The 18,581-nt window shown below is 60.9% G+C and carries 17 protein-coding genes; 5 read left to right on the top strand and 12 right to left on the bottom strand.

All coding sequences use genetic code 11. The features are described from left to right. Positions 1–109 precede the first annotated feature (109 nt). The 3 genes from phoB (at position 110) to AB4O08_RS13030 (ending at position 3,778) form a co-directional block, all read left to right on the top strand. The gene (phoB, locus tag AB4O08_RS13040; protein ID WP_010207570.1) at positions 110–799 is read left to right on the top strand and encodes a phosphate regulon transcriptional regulator PhoB; all 690 of its coding nucleotides are present in this window, start codon (positions 110–112) and stop codon (positions 797–799) included. An 81-nt stretch (positions 800–880) separates the two neighbouring features. Next, positions 881–2,167, top strand: a complete 1,287-nt coding sequence (gene phoR / locus AB4O08_RS13035; RefSeq protein ID WP_197999134.1) for a phosphate regulon sensor histidine kinase PhoR — start codon at positions 881–883, stop codon at positions 2,165–2,167. 270 nt (positions 2,168–2,437) lie between these two features. Continuing rightward, positions 2,438–3,778, top strand: a complete 1,341-nt coding sequence (locus AB4O08_RS13030; protein ID WP_010207573.1) for a hemolysin family protein — start codon at positions 2,438–2,440, stop codon at positions 3,776–3,778. A gap of 3 nt (positions 3,779–3,781) precedes the next feature. On the opposite strand, the gene AB4O08_RS13025 is transcribed toward AB4O08_RS13030, so the two are convergent. From AB4O08_RS13025 to AB4O08_RS12990, 8 genes are all read right to left on the bottom strand, one after another. Beyond that, a complete protein-coding gene (locus tag AB4O08_RS13025) occupies positions 3,782–4,444 on the bottom strand; it encodes a M23 family metallopeptidase (protein WP_010207576.1) in 663 nt (220 codons plus the stop codon). A 145-nt stretch (positions 4,445–4,589) separates the two neighbouring features. Continuing rightward, on the bottom strand, positions 4,590–5,498 hold the full coding sequence (locus tag AB4O08_RS13020; protein ID WP_042571081.1) for a response regulator: 909 nt from the start codon (positions 5,496–5,498) through the stop codon (positions 4,590–4,592). A gap of 168 nt (positions 5,499–5,666) precedes the next feature. Beyond that, entirely contained in the window at positions 5,667–6,428 is a 762-nt protein-coding gene (gene phoU / locus AB4O08_RS13015; protein ID WP_010207581.1) for a phosphate signaling complex protein PhoU, read from the bottom strand. A gap of 70 nt (positions 6,429–6,498) precedes the next feature. Then, positions 6,499–7,332 (bottom strand): phosphate ABC transporter ATP-binding protein PstB, encoded by an 834-nt coding sequence (gene pstB, locus AB4O08_RS13010; protein ID WP_460114170.1) that lies wholly within the window; start codon positions 7,330–7,332, stop codon positions 6,499–6,501. 205 nt (positions 7,333–7,537) lie between these two features. Beyond that, on the bottom strand, positions 7,538–9,208 hold the full coding sequence (gene pstA, locus AB4O08_RS13005; protein WP_021492577.1) for a phosphate ABC transporter permease PstA: 1,671 nt from the start codon (positions 9,206–9,208) through the stop codon (positions 7,538–7,540). A gap of 15 nt (positions 9,209–9,223) precedes the next feature. Further along, positions 9,224–11,257 carry an ABC transporter permease subunit gene (locus AB4O08_RS13000; protein ID WP_175439659.1) on the bottom strand — a complete coding sequence of 678 codons (2,034 nt, stop codon included), beginning with the start codon at positions 11,255–11,257 and terminating at the stop codon, positions 9,224–9,226. A 384-nt stretch (positions 11,258–11,641) separates the two neighbouring features. After that, complete coding sequence (locus AB4O08_RS12995) at positions 11,642–12,628, bottom strand: phosphate ABC transporter substrate-binding protein PstS (protein ID WP_010207586.1); 987 nt, start codon at positions 12,626–12,628, stop codon at positions 11,642–11,644. A 179-nt stretch (positions 12,629–12,807) separates the two neighbouring features. After that, positions 12,808–14,097, bottom strand: a complete 1,290-nt coding sequence (locus AB4O08_RS12990) for an MFS transporter (RefSeq protein WP_010207587.1) — start codon at positions 14,095–14,097, stop codon at positions 12,808–12,810. A 454-nt stretch (positions 14,098–14,551) separates the two neighbouring features. On the opposite strand from AB4O08_RS12990, the gene AB4O08_RS12985 reads away from it, so the two are divergent. Together AB4O08_RS12985 and AB4O08_RS12980 are read left to right on the top strand one after the other, a co-directional pair. Continuing rightward, positions 14,552–14,956, top strand: coding sequence for an acyl-CoA thioesterase (locus AB4O08_RS12985; RefSeq protein ID WP_003176975.1), 405 nt, complete (start codon positions 14,552–14,554; stop codon positions 14,954–14,956). Positions 14,957–15,014: 58 nt separating this feature from the next. Further along, positions 15,015–15,914: a D-hexose-6-phosphate mutarotase gene (locus AB4O08_RS12980; protein WP_010207589.1), complete on the top strand. Its 900-nt coding sequence runs from the start codon at positions 15,015–15,017 to the stop codon at positions 15,912–15,914. A gap of 66 nt (positions 15,915–15,980) precedes the next feature. Here the strand turns inward: AB4O08_RS12980 and AB4O08_RS12975 are convergent, their stop codons facing one another. From AB4O08_RS12975 to purE, 4 genes are all read right to left on the bottom strand, one after another. Then, positions 15,981–16,517 (bottom strand): DUF3299 domain-containing protein, encoded by a 537-nt coding sequence (locus tag AB4O08_RS12975; protein ID WP_010207590.1) that lies wholly within the window; start codon positions 16,515–16,517, stop codon positions 15,981–15,983. A gap of 77 nt (positions 16,518–16,594) precedes the next feature. Then, on the bottom strand, positions 16,595–16,840 hold the full coding sequence (locus AB4O08_RS12970; protein ID WP_005792540.1) for a GlsB/YeaQ/YmgE family stress response membrane protein: 246 nt from the start codon (positions 16,838–16,840) through the stop codon (positions 16,595–16,597). A 104-nt stretch (positions 16,841–16,944) separates the two neighbouring features. After that, the gene (locus AB4O08_RS12965; RefSeq protein ID WP_010207591.1) at positions 16,945–18,030 is read right to left on the bottom strand and encodes a 5-(carboxyamino)imidazole ribonucleotide synthase; all 1,086 of its coding nucleotides are present in this window, start codon (positions 18,028–18,030) and stop codon (positions 16,945–16,947) included. A gap of 11 nt (positions 18,031–18,041) precedes the next feature. Then, positions 18,042–18,533 carry a 5-(carboxyamino)imidazole ribonucleotide mutase gene (purE, locus tag AB4O08_RS12960; RefSeq protein WP_003195648.1) on the bottom strand — a complete coding sequence of 164 codons (492 nt, stop codon included), beginning with the start codon at positions 18,531–18,533 and terminating at the stop codon, positions 18,042–18,044. Positions 18,534–18,581: the final 48 nt, after the last annotated feature.

Here is an 18,581-nt window from a genome sequence, read left to right as displayed (position 1 = left end):
TCCAGAGAGGCGGGAATTGCCCGAGCGACTAAATTACTGTCACACGACTGCAATAATTCCGTTATCTAATGCGGCGCAAGACAGTTAAATGACAAGAGGATTTTTGAGCATGGTTGGCAGGAGCATTCTGATTGTTGACGACGAAGCGCCCATCCGCGAGATGATCGCCGTTGCGTTGGAAATGGCCGGCTACGACTGCCTGGAGGCGGAGAACTCCCAGCAGGCCCATGCCATTATCGTCGACCGCAAGCCGGACCTGATCCTGCTGGACTGGATGCTGCCCGGCACCTCCGGCATCGAACTCGCCCGCCGTCTCAAGCGTGACGAGCTGACCGGGGACATCCCGATCATCATGCTCACCGCCAAGGGCGAAGAGGACAACAAGATCCAGGGCCTGGAAGTCGGTGCCGATGACTACATCACCAAGCCGTTTTCCCCACGCGAACTGGTCGCACGCCTGAAAGCCGTGCTGCGCCGCGCCGGCCCGACCGATGGCGAAGCACCGATTGAAGTCGGTGGCCTGTTGCTGGACCCGATCAGTCACCGCGTGACCATCGACGGCACGCCGGCCGAGATGGGCCCTACCGAATATCGCCTGCTGCAGTTCTTCATGACCCACCAGGAACGCGCCTACACCCGTGGCCAACTGCTCGACCAAGTGTGGGGCGGCAACGTCTATGTGGAGGAGCGCACCGTGGATGTGCATATCCGCCGCCTGCGCAAAGCCTTGGGCGAGGCCTACGAGAATCTGGTACAAACCGTGCGCGGCACTGGCTACCGCTTCTCCACCAAAGGCTGAGCCCGTCCCTTTTTTCCTTAACAGCTGACAAGGACGCATGTTTAAGTGAACCAAAACTGGCATGGCACCCTGATCCGCCACATGCTTTTGCTGATCACCGGCTGCCTGTTGGTGGGCCTGGTCAGTGGCTACTACGGCTGGAGCCTGGCAGTCGGCATTGCCTTGTACCTGGGTTGGACCCTCAAGCAACTGCTGCGCCTGCACGAATGGCTGCGCCAGCACAAACCCGACGAAGCACCGCCCGATGGCTACGGCCTGTGGGGCGAAGTGTTCGACAGCATTTACCACCTGCAACGACGCGACCAACGGGTGCGCGGGCGCCTGCAAGCGGTGATTGACCGGGTGCAGGAGTCCACCGCCGCGCTCAAGGATGCGGTGATCATGCTCGACAGCGACGGCAACCTGGAATGGTGGAACCGCGCCGCCGAAACCCTGCTGGGCCTCAAAACGCCCCAGGACAGCGGCCAGCCGGTGACCAACCTGGTGCGCCATCCGCGCTTCAAGGAGTACTTCGAGCAGGAAAACTACGAAGAAGCCCTGGAAATTCCCTCACCCACCAATGACCGCGTACGCATCCAGCTGTACCTGACGCGCTACGGCAACAATGAACACCTGATGCTGGTGCGCGACGTCACCCGCATCCACCAGCTGGAACAGATGCGCAAAGACTTCGTCGCCAACGTCTCACATGAGCTGCGTACGCCTCTGACCGTGATCTGTGGGTACCTGGAGACGCTGCTGGACAACGTCGACGAGATCAATCCGCGCTGGAGCCGAGCCCTGCAGCAGATGCAGCAGCAAGGTTCACGCATGCAGACGCTGCTCAACGACCTGCTGTTGCTGGCCAAGCTTGAGGCGACCGATTATCCCTCGGATAACCACCCCGTCGCCGTACAAAGCCTGCTGCAAACCATCAAGAACGACGCCCTGGCCCTCTCCGGCCAACGTGGGCAACAGATCACCCTGGAAGCCGACCCGAACGTGCTGCTCAAAGGCAGCGAAGGTGAGTTGCGCAGTGCGTTTTCCAACCTGGTGTTCAACGCCGTGAAGTACACCCCGGACAAAGGCAATATCCGCATCCGCTGGTGGACCGACGAACAGGGCGCGCACCTGAGCGTGCAAGACTCCGGCATCGGCATCGACGCCAAGCACCTGCCGCGTCTGACCGAGCGTTTCTACCGCGTCGACTCCAGCCGCAACTCCAATACCGGCGGTACCGGGCTCGGCCTGGCGATTGTCAAGCATGTGCTCTTGCGCCACCGTGCGCGCCTGGAAATCAGCAGCGTGCTGGGGCATGGCAGTACGTTTACCTGCCATTTTCCGCCGACGCAGATGACCCGTTCGCGGGGGGGCACTGCCGATGAATAACCTGAGAACGACCCAAACCTGAAAGGTGAAGGCGGGCGTGCTCACGAATGCGGTGGGTCAGCCATGAAGGTGTTGACTGACCCACCGCATTCGCGAGCAAGCCCGCTCCCACATTAGATTTCCAGCGTGTCGAAGTGCGTATTCCACGCCCCGCCCGGCAGTGGGCACTAGGCAAGCGCCCCGTCAGCCGCTACATTGGCCGACTTGCGCCTGCCCTTCAGGCCCACCTGCCACCCCTTATTGAAAACACGGAACCTGCAAAACCCCATCATGGACCCTTCCCCTGGTATCACCCTCGCTACACTCTTCGCCGACTTCGGCATGATTCTTTTTGCACTGATCCTGGTACTGCTCAACGGTTTCTTCGTTGCGGCGGAATTTGCCATGGTCAAACTGCGCGCCACCCGGGTCGAGGCGATCGCCCACAAAAACGGCTGGCGCGGGCAAATCCTGCGTACCGTGCACAGCCAGCTTGATGCCTACCTGTCGGCCTGCCAGCTGGGCATTACCCTCGCCTCCCTGGGCCTGGGTTGGGTCGGTGAGCCCGCCTTCGCGCACATCCTCGAACCGCTGCTGGGCGCCGTGGGCGTCGAGTCGCCGGAAGTGATCAAGGGCGTGTCGTTCTTTGCCGCCTTCTTCGTGATTTCCTACCTGCACATTGTGGTCGGTGAGCTGGCGCCCAAGTCCTGGGCGATTCGCAAGCCCGAGCTGCTGTCGCTGTGGACGGCGGTGCCGCTGTACCTGTTCTACTGGGCCATGTACCCGGCGATCTACCTGCTCAATGCCAGCGCCAACGCCATCCTGCGCATTGCCGGCCAAGGCGAGCCTGGCCCGCACCATGAACACCATTACAGCCGCGAAGAACTCAAGCTGATCCTGCACTCCAGCCGTGGCCAGGACCCAAGCGACCAAGGCATGCGTGTACTGGCTTCCGCCGTGGAAATGGGCGAGCTGGAAGTGGTGGACTGGGCCAATTCCCGGGAAGACCTGGTCACCTTGGACTTTAATGCGCCGCTCAAGGAAATCCTCGCGCTGTTCCGTCGCCACAAATTCAGCCGCTACCCGGTGTATGACGCGGTGCGCAACGAGTTTGTCGGCCTCTTGCACATCAAGGACCTGCTGCTGGAACTGGCAGCCCTGGACCACATTCCCGAGTCGTTCAACCTGGCTGAGCTGACCCGCCCGCTGGAGCGTGTGTCGCGACACATGCCGTTGTCGCAGCTGCTGGAGCAGTTCCGCAAAGGCGGCGCGCATTTCGCCCTGGTGGAAGAGGCCGACGGCAAGATCATCGGCTACCTGACCATGGAGGACGTGCTGGAAGTGCTGGTGGGCGATATCCAGGACGAACACCGCAAGGCCGAACGCGGCATCCTGGCTTATCAGCCGGGCAAGCTGCTGGTGCGCGGTGACACCCCGCTGTTCAAGGTCGAACGCCTGCTGGGTGTCGACCTGGACCACATCGAGGCCGAAACCCTGGCCGGCCTGATCTACGACACCCTCAAGCGCGTGCCGGAAGAGGAAGAAGTGCTGGAGGTGGAAGGTTTGCGGATCATCATCAAGAAGATGAAAGGGCCGAAGATCGTGTTGGCCAAGGTACTTCTGCTGGATTGACCCTCAATTGCCCAACGCAAAGTTGGGCAATGCACCCACCGGCTGGTTGAACTCATACGGGATCGACACCAGCCCCGCCTCGGTGGCGCGCTGCACCACAAAGTGCAGGTGCGGCCCGCTGCTGTTGCCGGTATTACCCGACAACGCCAGCGGGCTCCCCACCGCCACACGCTGCCCAGCCCGGACACTGACCGAACCTTGCTTGAGGTGCAGGTAAACGCCCTCGGTGCCATCATCGTGGCGCACCCTCACGAAATTCCCCGACGCATCACTGCCCCGCCCGGCCTGCTCGTTTTCGGTCTTCACCACCACACCGCTGCGTGCCGCAATGATCGGCGTACCTTCGGGCATGGCGATGTCCATGGCGTACCGGCTTTTGGCGTCTGTATGGCTGAACGTGCCGTTGGGGCCTTGGGTCATACGAAACGGCCCGCCACGCCAGGGCAAGGGATAGCGGTGCGCCTGAGGTGGGTAACGGGAAGGCGGCCTGTCAAGTATCGGCCGTTCGAGCTTGCGCTCCTGCATCACGAATGCCTGGGCACCCGGCGTATAGCGATCGCTGAAAAACACCACGCCATTGGCATCGATGGATTTGTAGAGGGTCATGGCCTGGGTCGACACGGTGACCGTGGCCAGCCCGCAGCACAGCAAAAAGCGCATGAGCATGGCGTGAACCTGCCGGGATAACGGAACGGCAGGCTAACAAGGGATCATGACAACTTTAGACTGGCAGCCCGCTGAAACAAATATCCACGTTCATTTAGGCAGACGCCGACAGTCAGATAATCGGTCAATTTCCGGTATCAAGAGGTCAGGCACCCGGCACAAAGTGCTTCTGCGCCGTACCCCGTGCGATCAGGCGAGAGATGTAGTCGAGCTTCTGCGCGTCCTGGTCGATAAACCGGAAGGTCAGCTGCAACCAATCGCTGTCAGGCTTGGGTTCGAAGGCGACGATGGCGTGCAGGTAGCCGTTGAGACGGGCCACTTCGGCATTCTCACCCTGCTCCAGGTCGAGCACGGCGCTTTCCAGTACCTGAGGCAACACTTCGCCACGGCGCACCACCAGCAGCGCTTCCTTGATGCTCAGCGCCTTGATCACGCATTGCTGGCTGCCGCTGGACAGGCGCAGTTGGCCCTGGCCACGACCGCCGGCCGGCGCCGCTGAAGGTGCCTGTACCGGTGGGTTGTTGAGCAGGCCTTTGTTGGGCACAGGCGCCGCAGCAGCAACCGGCGCTGCGCGTGCGGCTTCCGGTTTGCCACCGGTCAGCGCGCTGAGTGAATCGTTGCCGAAAGCCGAGTTCATTTTGGTCGGTGCACTGGCGACCAGCGCGTCGAGGCGACCGATCTTGTGCAGGGCTTGCTTGACCTTGTTCAGCAACTGCTCGTTGGTGAACGGCTTGCTGACATAGCCCGAAACGCCGGCCTGGATGGCCTGGACCACGTTTTCCTTGTCGCCACGGCTGGTCACCATCACGAACGGCATGGCCTTGAGGTGAGGCTGCTCGCGGCACCAGGTCAGCAGTTCAAGGCCAGACATCTCCGGCATTTCCCAGTCGCACAGCACCAGGTCGAAGCTCTCGCGCATCAGGATGGCCTGGGCCTTTTTGCCGTTCACCGCGTCTTCAAGCTTGATCCCGGGGAAGTAGTTGCGCAGGCACTTCTTCACCAGGTCGCGGATAAACGAGGCGTCATCCACCACCAACACACTGACTTTACTCATCGACCCTTCATCCTATTAACACTTCGGCACGCAACACGCCTGACTGGTGGCATTTTGCCAAAACTCTGTAGTCACGTTGGGAATTTATCTCACTCAACGTGCAAAAAATTCAGTGGCCGCAAACAAAAACGCCCGACCAAAGGCCGGGCGTTAATTTCTCGGGCAACCTTACTTATCGTCAGATTCGCCCGGAACATTAGGGATAAGATCCGCCGAACCTTCAACTTCGGCCTTCATGCGCTTGAGGCCCATGTGCCGAACGTCGGTCCCGCGCACCAGGTAAATCACCAGTTCCGAGATATTGCGTGCGTGGTCGCCGATGCGCTCCAGAGAACGCAGTACCCAGATAATGCTCAAGACCCGCGAGATAGAGCGTGGGTCTTCCATCATGTAAGTCGCGAGTTCACGCAGCGCGGTCTTGTATTCGCGGTCGATGATCTTGTCGTACTGCGCCACCGAGAGTGCCAGCTCAGCATCGAAGCGGGCAAAGGCGTCAAGGGCATCGCGCACCATGTTGCGCACCTGATCGCCGATGTGGCGCACTTCCACGTAACCGCGTGGCGCTTCGCCTTCTTCGCAGAGCTGGATGGCGCGGCGGGCGATCTTGGTGGCCTCATCGCCGATGCGCTCCAGGTCGATCACCGACTTGGAGATGCTGATGATCAAACGCAGGTCGGACGCCGCCGGCTGGCGACGGGCCAGAATGCGCAGGCATTCTTCGTCGATGTTGCGTTCCATCTGGTTGATCTGGTCATCGATCTCACGCACTTGCTGGGCCAGGCCCGAGTCGGCCTCGATCAGCGCAGTCACGGCGTCGTTGACTTGCTTCTCCACCAGCCCGCCCATCGCCAGGAGGTGACTGCGCACTTCCTCAAGCTCGGCGTTGAACTGCGCGGAGATGTGGTGGGTAAGGCCTTCTTTGCTAATCATGTTGGCGTCCTTGGAGCGTCCGGTAAGGTGCGGAGAACCGCAGCGTCAGTGCGATGAGAACCACAGCTCTCTAGCCGTATCGACCGGTGATGTAGTCTTCGGTCTGCTTCTTCGCCGGATTAGTGAACAGGGTATCGGTATCGCCGAATTCCACCAGTTTGCCCATGTACATGAACGCGGTGTAGTCGGAAACCCGCGCCGCCTGTTGCATGTTGTGGGTCACGATGACGATAGTGAACTTGGACTTGAGCTCGTAGATCAGCTCTTCGACTTTCAGCGTCGAGATCGGGTCGAGTGCCGAGCACGGTTCGTCGAGCAGCAGCACTTCCGGCTCAACGGCGATGGTCCGCGCGATCACCAGACGCTGCTGTTGGCCGCCGGACAGGCCGAGGGCTGACTCGTGCAGACGGTCTTTGACTTCGTCCCACAGCGCCGCGCCTTTCAAGGCCCATTCGACTGCTTCGTCGAGGATGCGTTTCTTGTTGATGCCCTGGATGCGCAGGCCGTAGACCACGTTTTCGTAGATGGTCTTGGGGAACGGGTTGGGCTTCTGAAACACCATGCCCACGCGGCGACGCAGCTCGGCCACGTCTTCGCCCTTGCGGTAGATGTTGATGCCGTAGAGGTTGATCGCACCGTCTACGCGGCAGCCGTCCACCAGGTCATTCATGCGGTTGAAGGTCCGCAGCAGTGTGGACTTGCCGCAGCCCGACGGGCCGATGAAGGCGGTCACGCGCTGCTTGGGGATGTTCATGCTGACGTCGAACAGTGCCTGTTTTTCACCGTAGTACAGGCTCAGGCCCGGCACTTCGATGGCCACGGTTTCCTGGGCCAGGCTCAGGCTCTGCTTGTCGCGCCCCAGGGCAGACATGTTGATGCCGTGGGTGTGGGTGTCTTGTTGCATGGGATGCTCCCTGTGCTACCAATTCGTTTCATTGAACCGCAGGCTTCTGGATCGGGCTGGCGGCTTACTAAAAAGCTGTGTCTGGCGCAGTTCGGTGTGGGAGCGGGCTTGCTCGCGAAAGCGGTGTGTCAGTCAGCACATGTGTTTCCGATACACCGCTTTCGCGAGCAAGCCCGCTCCCCCATTCAGTCCGCGCTCACTTCAATTAGCTGTCCAACGCTTTATATTTTTCGCGCAGGTGGTTACGGATCCACACCGCCGACAAGTTGAGCGTGGCAATCACCAGCACCAGCAGCAACGCGGTGGCGTACACCAGCGGTCGTGCGGCTTCAACGTTGGGGCTCTGGAAGCCGACGTCATAGATATGGAAGCCCAGGTGCATGATCTTCTGGTCCAGGTGCAGGTACGGGTAGTTGCCGTCCAGCGGCAGCGACGGCGCCAGTTTCACCACACCGACCAGCATCAGCGGCGCCACTTCACCGGCGGCGCGGGCCACGGCGAGGATCATGCCGGTCATCATCGCCGGGCTGGCCATCGGCAGCACGATCTTCCACAGCGTCTCCGCCTTGGTCGCGCCCAGGGCCAGGGAGCCTTCACGTACGGTGCGAGGAATCCGCGCCAGGCCTTCTTCAGTGGCTACGATCACCACCGGCACCGCCAGCAGTGCCAGGGTCAGCGAGGCCCACAACAGACCCGGCGTACCGAAGGTCGGCGCCGGCAGGGCTTCGGCGAAGAACAGGCGGTCGACCGAGCCGCCCAAGACATACACGAAGAAGCCCAGGCCGAACACGCCGTAGACGATGGCCGGCACACCAGCCAGGTTGTTCACGGCGATACGGATGACGCGGGTCAGGGTGTTCTGCTTGGCGTATTCACGCAGGTACACCGCCGCCAGCACGCCGAACGGGGTGACGATCATCGCCATGATCAGGGTCATCATCACGGTGCCGAAGATGGCCGGGAAAATCCCGCCTTCGGTGTTGGCTTCCCGTGGGTCGTCGCTGAGGAATTCCCAGACCTTGCTGAAGTAGAAACCGACCTTGGTGATCGTGCCCATCGCGTTCGGCTGGTAGGCGTGCACCACTTTGCCGATGCCGATTTCGACTTCCTTGCCGTTGCCGTCACGGGCGGTCAGGGCGTCGCGGTTGAACTGGGCATGCAGGTCGGCAAGACGCGCTTCGATGTCCTGGTAGCGGGCATTCAGCTCGGCGCGGTCGGCGTCCATGTCGGCCTGGGCGGCAGCGTCGAGCTTGCCTTCCAGTTCCAGTTTGCGGCCGTGCAGACGGATGCGTTCAAGCCCGGCGTTGATCGCGCCAATGTCGGACTTCTCCAGGGTCTTGAGTTGGGCGGCCAGCTTGTTGACGCGCTCGACACGGGCTTGCAGTTCCGGCCACGCGGCTTCGCCTTCGGCGACGACCTTGCCATCCTGCTTGACGTTGACCAGCGTGCCGTAGAAGTTGCCCCACTCACGGCGCTCGATGGTCATCAGGTTCGCAGGCGTGGTCTGGTCCTTGAGCCACTCGCCGACGATCCAGGTGAAGTCGTTGCCGTTCAGGTCGCGGTTGCCGACCTTGATCAGCTCGCGGGTCATGAATTCCGGACCTTGCTCCGGCACAGGCAGGCCAGCGCTTTTCAGGCGCTCACGCGGTACTTCTTCTTTCTGCACCACTTCGCCGATGACGATATGGTTGGCCTGGCCCGGTACGGTGTAGTTGGCCTGGATCAGGTCGGCTGGCCAGAAGTGGCCCAAACCACGTACCGCAATCACGGCCAACAAACCAATGGTCATGATGACCGCGATGGACACCGCGCCACCGCTGATCCAGACGCCGGGGGCGCCGCTCTTGAACCATCCATTCAGGGAGTTCTGTTTCACAGACTTCTACCTTTCTTAAAGCGACGAGTATTTCTTGCGCAGACGCTGACGGATCAGCTCGGCGAGGGTGTTCATGATGAAGGTGAACAGCAGCAGCACCAGCGCCGAGAGGAACAGCACGCGGTAGTGACTGCCGCCCACTTCCGACTCGGGCATTTCCACCGCGACGTTGGCCGCCAAGGTGCGCAGGCCTTCGAACAGGTTCATCTCCATCACCGGGGTGTTACCGGTGGCCATCAACACGATCATGGTCTCGCCGACAGCACGCCCCATGCCGATCATCAGCGCCGAGAAGATGCCCGGGCTGGCGGTCAGGATCACCACGCGCGTCATGGTCTGCCACGGCGTGGCGCCCAGGGCCAGCGAGCCCAGGGTCAGCCCGCGAGGCACACTGAATACGGCGTCTTCGGCGATGGAATAGATGTTCGGGATCACCGCGAAACCCATGGCCAGGCCGACGACCAGGGCGTTGCGCTGGTCGTAGGTAATGCCCAGGTCATGGGAGATCCACATGCGCATGTCGCCGCCAAAGAACCAGGTTTCCAGGTACGGGCTCATGTACAGCGAGAGCCAGCCCATGAACAGGATCACCGGGATCAGGATCGCGCTTTCCCAACCATCGGGCACCCGCAGGCGGATCGACTCAGGCAGGCGGCTGAACACGAAACCGGCGACCAGGATGCCAATCGGCAACAGCATCAACAGACTGAAGATGCCCGGTAGATGCCCTTCCACATACGGCGCCAGGAACAGGCCGGCGAAGAAGCCGAGGATCACCGTCGGCATTGCTTCCATCAGTTCGATCACCGGCTTGACCTTGCGGCGCAAACTCGGGGCCATGAAGTAGGCGGTGTAGATCGCCGCGGCAACGGCCAGTGGCGCCGCCAGCAGCATGGCGTAGAACGCGGCCTTCAGGGTGCCGAAAGTCAGCGGGGCCAGGCTCATCTTGGGTTCGAAGTCGGTGTTGGCGGCGGTCGATTGCCAGACGTATTTAGGCTCGTCGTAGTTCTCGTACCAGACCTTGCTCCACAACGCGCTCCACGACACTTCCGGGTGCGGGTTATCGAGCATCAACGGTTGCAGCTTGCCGCCGGCTTCGACGATCACCCGGTTGGCCCGTGGCGACATGCCGTACACGCCTTGGCCATCGACTACAGGGTCGACCAACAGGGTGCGGTGCGCGGTGCTGTGAAACACGCCGAACTGGCCGGAAGCGTCGAGGGCGGTGAAGCCTTTGCGGCGCTCTTCGGCGGAAATTTCTACGATAGGCGTGGTGCCCATCTGGAAGGTGCGGATCTGTTTGAAGCGCTGCTCGCCATCCGGATCGCGGGCCATGAACCATTGGGCCAGGCCGCCCTTGGAGTTACCGATGATCAGCGAGATACCGCCCACCAGCTGCGTGCTGGCGGTCACCTCGGCATTGCCGTCTTCGAGCAATTTGTAACGACCATTGAGGCTCTTGTCGCGCAAGCTGAACACGTCGGCCAGGGCGCGACCGTTGATCACGTACAACCATTGCTGGCGTGGGTCGATGAAGATCGCCTTCACTGGCTCGGTCATCTGCGGCAGTTCGATGCGCTTTTGCTCGCTGGTGACTTCGCCGGTCATCATGTTTTCTTCGCGGCTCAGGGACAGCACGTTCAAATGCGAACCGGCGGAACCTGCAACCACCAAGGTGGAATCAGTGGCATTAAGGGCGACGTGCTCCAGCGGGCGACCGGCGTCATCCAGCACGATCGGCGTTTCACCGTAGGGGTATTCGATCGCAGGCGTGATGGTTTTCTTGCCGTCCGGGTAGGACACCTTATACGTGTGGCGGAACACCATGGACTGGCCATTGGACAGACCCAGGATCACCAACGGGCTACCGGGCTGGTCTTCACCGATAGAGGCAACGCTGGTGCCAGCGGGCAGTGGCAGGTCGACGCGCTTGAGTTCAGCGCCGGTTTCCACATTAAAGAACAACGCCTGGCCCTTGTCGGAAACCCGCATGGCGACTTGGTTCTGTTCTTCGAGGGAGATCATCAGCGGCTTGCCCGCGTCCTGGATCCAGGCCGGGGTCAATGCATCTTCCTTGGTCAAGGAGGCGCCTTGGAACAGCGGCGCGACGACATAGGCCAGGAAGAAGAAAATCAGGGTAATGGCGCCGAGGACGGCGAGGCCGCCGACCAGCACATACCAACGGGTCAGGCGATCCTTGAGCGCGCGAATGCGGCGCTTGCGTTGCAACTCAGGCGTATTGAAGTCAATGCGCTTGGGGGGAGAAGTCGTCGTCATGGTGGAATTGGCCAGATCATTCATGCGCACACCCTAGCGATCCTGTATGACAGAAAGATGACAGTGCAGTGACGCAACAAAGCCGCCGCGAAGCAAGGCTGGCAGCGGACTAGAAAATTCGGATGCGGGGCCGGTACTCCGGCCCCGCAGAGGCAATCAGTTGCCTTCTTTCAGACCCAGTTCAGCCAGGGCCTTGGCGGCGACTTTGGCTGGCAGTGGGATGTAGCCGTCTTTCACCACAACTTCCTGGCCCTGTTTGGACAGAACCAGCTTCACGAACTCAGCTTCCAGCGGGGCCAGAGGCTTGTTCGGGGCTTTGTTGACGTAAACGTAGAGGAAGCGCGACAGCGGGTATTTGCCGTTCAGGGCGTTTTCTTCACTGTCTTCGATGAAATCCGTGCTGCCTTTCTTGGCCAGGGCCACGGTTTTCACGCTGGCGGTCTTGTAGCCAATGCCCGAGTAACCGATGCCGTTCAGCGAGGAGCTGATCGACTGCACGACCGAAGCCGAGCCAGGTTGTTCGTTCACGTTTGGCTTGTAGTCGCCTTTGCACAGGGCTTCTTCTTTGAAGTAGCCGTAGGTGCCGGAAACCGAGTTACGACCGAACAGTTGTACTGGCTTGTTGGCCAGGTCGCCGGTCACACCCAGGTCACCCCAGGTTTTCACGTCGGCTTTGCCACCGCACAGACGCGTCGAGGAGAAGATCGCGTCGACTTGTTCCATGGTCAGGTGCTGGATCGGGTTGTCCTTGTGCACGAACACAGCCAGGGCATCCACGGCAACCGGGATAGCGGTTGGCTTGTAGCCGTACTTCTGCTCAAAGGCCGCCAGTTCGGTGTCCTTCATCTTGCGGCTCATCGGGCCCAGGTTGGAGGTGCCTTCAGTCAGCGCAGGTGGCGCGGTAGCGGAGCCGGCAGCTTGAATCTGGATGTTGACGTTCGGGTATTCCTTTTTGTAACCCTCGGCCCACAGGGTCATCAGGTTAGCCAGGGTATCGGAACCAACGCTGGACAAGTTGCCCGACACACCAGTGGTCTTAACATAAGCCGGAATTGCCGGATCAACACCAGCGGCCACCGCGTTGGCGGTCGCAACGCCAGCAGCGACAAAAGTCATTGCCGCCATCAAACGTTTCAGTTTCATGCCTTGCTCCTAGCAGATAGGGATAGTTGGATCGGGGCCAAGTATCGGGAGGCCGTGTGAACACTCTATGTCTGGAATGTGACAGTTAGATGAAAGGCCACTATTGGCAAGGAGAAGGGGCATAGCGAGGCGTTGCCATCGCTCCCACGCAGGGCGCGGGAGCGGTCATTGTCAAAGCGTCAGCGCGAACGCTTCCACAGATACCCACCCACCACCATCCCCATCAAGCACAGGGCGGCAACGTAATAGGCCGGGCCCATCGGGCTTTCCTTCATCAGCAGCGACACTGCCAGCGGCGTCAGCCCGCCGAACACGGCATAGGCCACGTTGTAGGAAAACGACAAGCCGCTGAAACGCACCACGGGCGGGAAGGCTTTGACCATCACGTACGGCACCACGCCGATGGTGCCTACGAACAGGCCGGTCAGGGCGTACAGCGGGAACAACCAATCCGGGTGGGCCATGAGGCTGTGATACAGCGTCCAGGACGTTGCCAACAACAGCGCACAACCGGTAACCAGCACGCGGCCGGCACCGAAGCGGTCAGCCAATGCGCCCGAGGCTATGCAGCCCAGGCTCAGGGTGACGATGGCCAGGCTATTGGCCTGCAGCGCCACGGTCGGGCTGAAGTGGTAGACGGTCTGCAGCACGGTCGGGGTCATCAGGATGACCACCACCACGCCAGCTGACAGCAGCCAGGTCAGCAGCATCGACAACACGATAGCGCCGCGGTGATCACGCAGTACCGCGCGCAATGGCAGCTCGGCGGCCAGGGTCTTGCGCTGCTGCATCTCGGCGAAGATCGGCGTTTCATGCAGCCAGCGACGCAGGTACACCGACAACAGGCCGAACACGCCGCCGAGCAGGAACGGGATCCGCCAGGCGAAATCCGAGACCTGCTCCGGGCTATAGAGCGTGTTGATCGCAGTGGCCACCAGCGAACCCAGCAAAATACCGGCAGTGAGGCCGCTGGTCAGGGTGCCACAGGCGTAGCCGATGTGACGCGGCGGTACGTGTTCGGAGACGAACACCCAGGCGCCAGGCACTTCACCACCAATCGCGGCGCCCTGGATGATGCGCATCAGCAGCAACAGCACCGGTGCCCACAGACCGATCTGCGCGTAGGTTGGCAGCAGGCCCATGATCAGGGTCGGCACGGCCATCATGAAGATGCTCAGGGTGAACATCTTCTTGCGACCCAACAGGTCACCGAAGTGCGCCATGATGATGCCGCCCAGGGGGCGTGCCAGGTAGCCGGCGGCGAAGATGCCGAAGGTCTGCATCATGCGCAGCCATTCAGGCATGTCCACGGGGAAGAAGAGTTTTCCGACCACGGTGGCGAAAAACACGAAAATGATGAAATCATAAAACTCCAGCGCCCCGCCCAAGGCAGACAGCGACAGGGTTTTGTAGTCGTTGCGGGTCAGCGGGCGCGACGGTTGCGCACTGCTTGCGGGCACGGAGGACATAGCAAGGCTTCTCTTATAGTAATCAGGATGGCAAGCGGGACTTGCGGCAGGTTTGGCAAGATAGCAAATCGCTAGAAAAAGCACAGCGTTGAGCGAATAACCATTTATAGGGGCGCAATATTCCCCTTTCCTGCTGTTTATTTGCGCCGATAAGCACAGTTGCCGGAAAAAGCCGCGATACAGCCGCTAAATGCCGACCAAATGAACGCCCAGAGGTCGTCGTGGCGCCAGGGTCTCGATATACTCGGCCCTTGCAAGCGCAAGAACCGCAGTCTTGAGGGGCTGCTGTGCCAAAACGTCGTTGGGCGCCATCCAGCCGATTTGGCAGAGTTTCCCTTTAGTACGCCTTACGAGAAACGCATCACGCGGTGTATGTTGGTGCTGAAACGTTTTTTTCGAAGACGGCTATCCACTTGAAATACCCATGAAGCGTTACGGGTCAGAGGCCCTCGGCATGATCGAACTCGAACAAGAAGATCCTATCCCGCAAGGCGACCTCGCCCTGCAAATCACCGCGCTCCCGCGTGAAACCAACGGTTTTGGCGACATCTTCGGCGGCTGGCTGGTCGCGCAGATGGACTTGGCCGGCACCGCCATGGCCAGCAAGGTGGCAGGCGGGCGTGTCGCCACTGTGGCCATTGATCGCATGGCGTTCCTGGTGCCGGTCGCGGTGGGCGCACAGCTCTCCTTTTATACCCAGGCCCTGGAAATCGGCCGCAGCTCGATCCAGATGATGGTCGAAGTGTGGAGCGACGACCCGCTGTCCAGCGAATGGCGCAAGGTGACCGAGGCGGTATTTGTATTCGTCGCCATCGACGGCAGCGGCCGCACGCGCTCGGTTCCATCGCGCGCACGTTAAACCTCGCCGGGTTTTGACGGTCAATTGCCCCATTGCCTGCCATGAAGAGTGCTTTGTTATGCCGACGCCCCACGTTGAAACCGTGAAAATCGACGAGCTGGATTGCTGGCGCATCCGCCACAACGGTGCCGAACTGATAGTGGCCCAACAGGGCGCGCATCTCTTCAGTTATGGGCGCGACGGCGAACAGCCACTGATCTGGCCGAATCCTGAAGCGGTGTTCAAAAAGGGCAAGGGCATTCGCACCGGCGTACCGGTGTGCTGGCCGTGGTTTGGCGTATTTGACCGCAACCCGCAGAGCGTGAAAGCGATGCGTCAGAGCGAGCAGCCCGCTGGCGCCCACGGTTTCGTGCGCACAGCGTTGTGGGAATTGGCCGCGACCGAGCTTGAAGGTGAAGCGCTACGCGTGGATCTGGTACTGCCGGTGCCGGCAGGCGGCTTTCCTGGTTGGCCCCATCAGGTCGACCTGACACTGAGCCTGCTGCTGGATGAGCAACTGCATATCCGCCTGACCAGCCACAACCGTGGTACCGACACCGTGACCCTCAGCCAGGCGCTGCACACCTACTTCGCCGTAAGCGATGTACGCAATGCGCAGGTCGAAGGGCTGGACGGGCGCGCCTATATCGATACCGCCGACGGCTGGACCGAAAAGACACAATCCGGCCTGCTGCACTTCACCGCCGAGACCGATCGCATCTACCTCGATACGCCGTCACAGTTGACTATCGTCGACAAAGACTGGCAACGCCGTATCCAGCTCACCAGCGAAGGCTCAAAGTCGACCGTGATCTGGAACCCGTGGACCGAACGCGCCAAGGCATTTGACGACATGGCCGATGATGGCTGGACAGGCATGCTGTGCATCGAGACGGCGAATGTGCTGGATGACGTGGTGAGCCTGGCACCGGGTGAAAGCCATACGCTGGGCGTGAGCATCGCCGCTATAGCCCTGTAAGCCCAATCGAAATGTGGGAGCGGCGGTGAGACTTGCTCGCTCCCACATTGGGTCATGTGCCGCGCCTTATAAATCCGACTCCTTCACCACCCGTACTTTCCCCGCATCCAGCGCATACGCCGCATCGGCCAGGTCATTGTTGACCTTCTCCACCTTCAGCGTGCCCGTGACCCACAGCGGCGTGTAGATATCATCCAGCTTCAGCCCCTTGGGATAGCGCACCAGCACCAGCTGATTGGGCGGCGGCGGCGGCACGTGGATACAGGCGCCCGGATACGGTACAAGGAAGAACAAAGTACTTCGGCCCTTGGCGTCGGTTTCCAACGGCACCGGGTAGCCGCCGATGCGGATGTTCTTGCCGTTCATGGCGGCCACGGTCTTGGTGGAATACATCACCGCCGGCAAGCCTTTGCTTTGCTTGAGGCCACCTTTGTCGGTGAAGGTGCCCTGGGCTTCGGGGGAGTTGTGATCGATCTCGGGCATGGCTTCGAGGGCTTTCTGGTCGGAAAGCGGCATCAGGTCGAGCCAGTCGGTTTCCGGCAGTTCACCGGCGTGCGCCAGGCCAGGGCCCAGCAAAAGGAGAGTCAACAGAAGACGGCGCATGGAGAAGCTCGGCAAGTACAAGTGCCGAGCATTCTAGCCCCCTGCGCCTGCGCAGCGCAGAGGACTTTGTCGGCTGATTACTTCTTTTTGATCAGGCCGTAGATCACCAGCAACACAATGGCACCCACCAGCGCGCCGATGAAACCTGCACCTTGACCGGCCTGGTAGATACCCAGTGCCTGACCACCGTAGGTCGCGGCCAGAGAGCCAGCGATACCCAACAGGATGGTCATGATCCACCCCATGCTGTCGTCGCCTGGTTTCAGGAAACGCGCCAGCAGGCCGACGATCAAGCCGATAAAAATGGTTCCGATGATACCCATGGCATTTCCCTCTGATTGAAGTGAGCTATGCCAAAGCCTAGTCAGGCTTTGGCATCCTGCAATCAGAGAGACGACGGTCACCAATGGTTCCCGTCGGGCTCACCTTATTGCTCGGCGATCAGCGCTTCAACCTTGAGGATCTGCGCTTCCAGCGTTGCGCGGTCCTTGCAGCGCAGGTTGGCGTGGCCGACCTTGCGCCCGGCCTTGAAGGCCTTGCCGTAGTGGTGCAGGTGGCAGTCGTCGATGGCGATGACTTTTTCCACCGCAGGCACGGTGCCGATGAAGTTGAGCATGGCGCTCTCGCCGACTTTGGCCGTGGAGCCCAATGGCAAGCCCGCAACCGCCCGCAGGTGGTTTTCGAACTGGCTGCACTCGGCGCCTTCGGTGGTCCAGTGCCCGGAATTGTGCACGCGTGGGGCGATTTCGTTGGCCTTGAGGCCACCGTCGACTTCAAAGAACTCGAACGCCATCACGCCTACATAATCCAGTTGCTTGAGCACACGGCTGGAATAATCTTCCGCCAAAGCCTGCAACGGGTGGTCGGTGCTGGCCACTGACAGCTTGAGGATGCCGCTGTCGTGGGTGTTGTGCACCAGCGGGTAGAAACGGGTTTCGCCATCACGGGCACGCACGGCGATCAGCGAGACTTCGCCGGTGAACGGTACGAAGCCTTCCAGCAGGCAGGCGACGCTGCCCAGTTCGGCGAAGGTGCCGACCACATCAGCTTCAGTGCGCAGGACTTTCTGGCCCTTGCCGTCATAACCCAGGGTGCGGGTTTTCAGCACGGCCGGCAGGCCGATGCTGGCGACTGCAGCGTCCAGGTCTGCCTGGGACTGGATATCGGCGAAGGCCGGGGTCGGAATGCCCAGGTCCTTGAACATGCTCTTCTCGAACCAGCGGTCACGGGCAATGCGCAAGGCTTCGGCGCTGGGGTACACCGGGACGAACTGCGACAGGAACGCAACGGTTTCGGCCGGGACGCTTTCGAACTCGAAGGTCACCAAGTCGACTTCGTCGGCCAGTTGGCGCAAGTGGTCCGGGTCGCTGTAGTCAGCGCGCAGGTGTTCACCCAAGGCGGCCGCGCAGGCGTCCGGCGCCGGGTCCAGGAAAGCGAAGTTCATCCCCAGCGGGGTTCCCGCCAGAGCCAGCATGCGACCCAGTTGGCCGCCACCGATTACACCGATTTTCATCGTCAACAACCTCAGGCGATGCGTGGGTCTGGATTGTCCAGCACGCTGTCTGTCTGCTCAGCACGGAATTTCTTCAGCACCGCGTGGAACTGCGGGTGCTTGGCGCCCAGGATGCTGGCGGACAGCAACGCGGCGTTGATCGCACCGGCCTTGCCGATCGCCAGGGTCGCCACCGGGATACCGGCCGGCATCTGCACGATGGACAACAGCGAATCCACACCCGAGAGCATCGACGACTGCACCGGCACACCGAGCACCGGCAGGTGGGTCTTGGCCGCACACATGCCTGGCAGGTGCGCCGCACCGCCGGCACCGGCGATGATCACCTCAATGCCACGGGATTCTGCTTCATCGGCATACTGGAACAGCAAATCCGGGGTGCGGTGGGCAGAGACCACCTTCACTTCATACGGAATGCCGAGTTTTTCCAGCATATCGGCGGTGTGGCTAAGGGTGGACCAATCGGACTTGGAGCCCATGATCACGCCAACCAATGCACTCATCGTCGTGCCTCTTCTCTCTGGGCGCCCGCAGGCGCGTCAAAAAACAAC

It is taken from the genome of Pseudomonas sp. H3_E07 (assembly GCF_054668895.1).
The sequence above is the reverse complement of the archived record's forward strand: the minus strand, read 5'-3'. Positions and strand labels throughout refer to the sequence as shown.

Bases quoted from the DNA above. Each gene is read 5' to 3' on its own strand.
- phoB (WP_010207570.1), top strand. From the start codon at position 110: ATGGTTGGCAGGAGCATTCTGATTGTTGACGACGAAGCGCCCATCCGC.
- phoR (WP_197999134.1), top strand. From the start codon at position 881: ATGCTTTTGCTGATCACCGGCTGCCTGTTGGTGGGCCTGGTCAGTGGC.
- AB4O08_RS13030 (WP_010207573.1), top strand. From the start codon at position 2,438: ATGGACCCTTCCCCTGGTATCACCCTCGCTACACTCTTCGCCGACTTC.
- AB4O08_RS13025 (WP_010207576.1), bottom strand. From the start codon at position 4,444: ATGCTCATGCGCTTTTTGCTGTGCTGCGGGCTGGCCACGGTCACCGTG.
- AB4O08_RS13020 (WP_042571081.1), bottom strand. From the start codon at position 5,498: ATGAGTAAAGTCAGTGTGTTGGTGGTGGATGACGCCTCGTTTATCCGC.
- phoU (WP_010207581.1), bottom strand. From the start codon at position 6,428: ATGATTAGCAAAGAAGGCCTTACCCACCACATCTCCGCGCAGTTCAAC.
- pstB (WP_460114170.1), bottom strand. From the start codon at position 7,332: ATGCAACAAGACACCCACACCCACGGCATCAACATGTCTGCCCTGGGG.
- AB4O08_RS12995 (WP_010207586.1), bottom strand. From the start codon at position 12,628: ATGAAACTGAAACGTTTGATGGCGGCAATGACTTTTGTCGCTGCTGGC.
- AB4O08_RS12990 (WP_010207587.1), bottom strand. From the start codon at position 14,097: ATGTCCTCCGTGCCCGCAAGCAGTGCGCAACCGTCGCGCCCGCTGACC.
- AB4O08_RS12985 (WP_003176975.1), top strand. From the start codon at position 14,552: ATGATCGAACTCGAACAAGAAGATCCTATCCCGCAAGGCGACCTCGCC.
- AB4O08_RS12980 (WP_010207589.1), top strand. From the start codon at position 15,015: ATGCCGACGCCCCACGTTGAAACCGTGAAAATCGACGAGCTGGATTGC.
- AB4O08_RS12975 (WP_010207590.1), bottom strand. From the start codon at position 16,517: ATGCGCCGTCTTCTGTTGACTCTCCTTTTGCTGGGCCCTGGCCTGGCG.
- AB4O08_RS12970 (WP_005792540.1), bottom strand. From the start codon at position 16,840: ATGGGTATCATCGGAACCATTTTTATCGGCTTGATCGTCGGCCTGCTG.
- AB4O08_RS12965 (WP_010207591.1), bottom strand. From the start codon at position 18,030: ATGAAAATCGGTGTAATCGGTGGCGGCCAACTGGGTCGCATGCTGGCT.
- purE (WP_003195648.1), bottom strand. From the start codon at position 18,533: ATGAGTGCATTGGTTGGCGTGATCATGGGCTCCAAGTCCGATTGGTCC.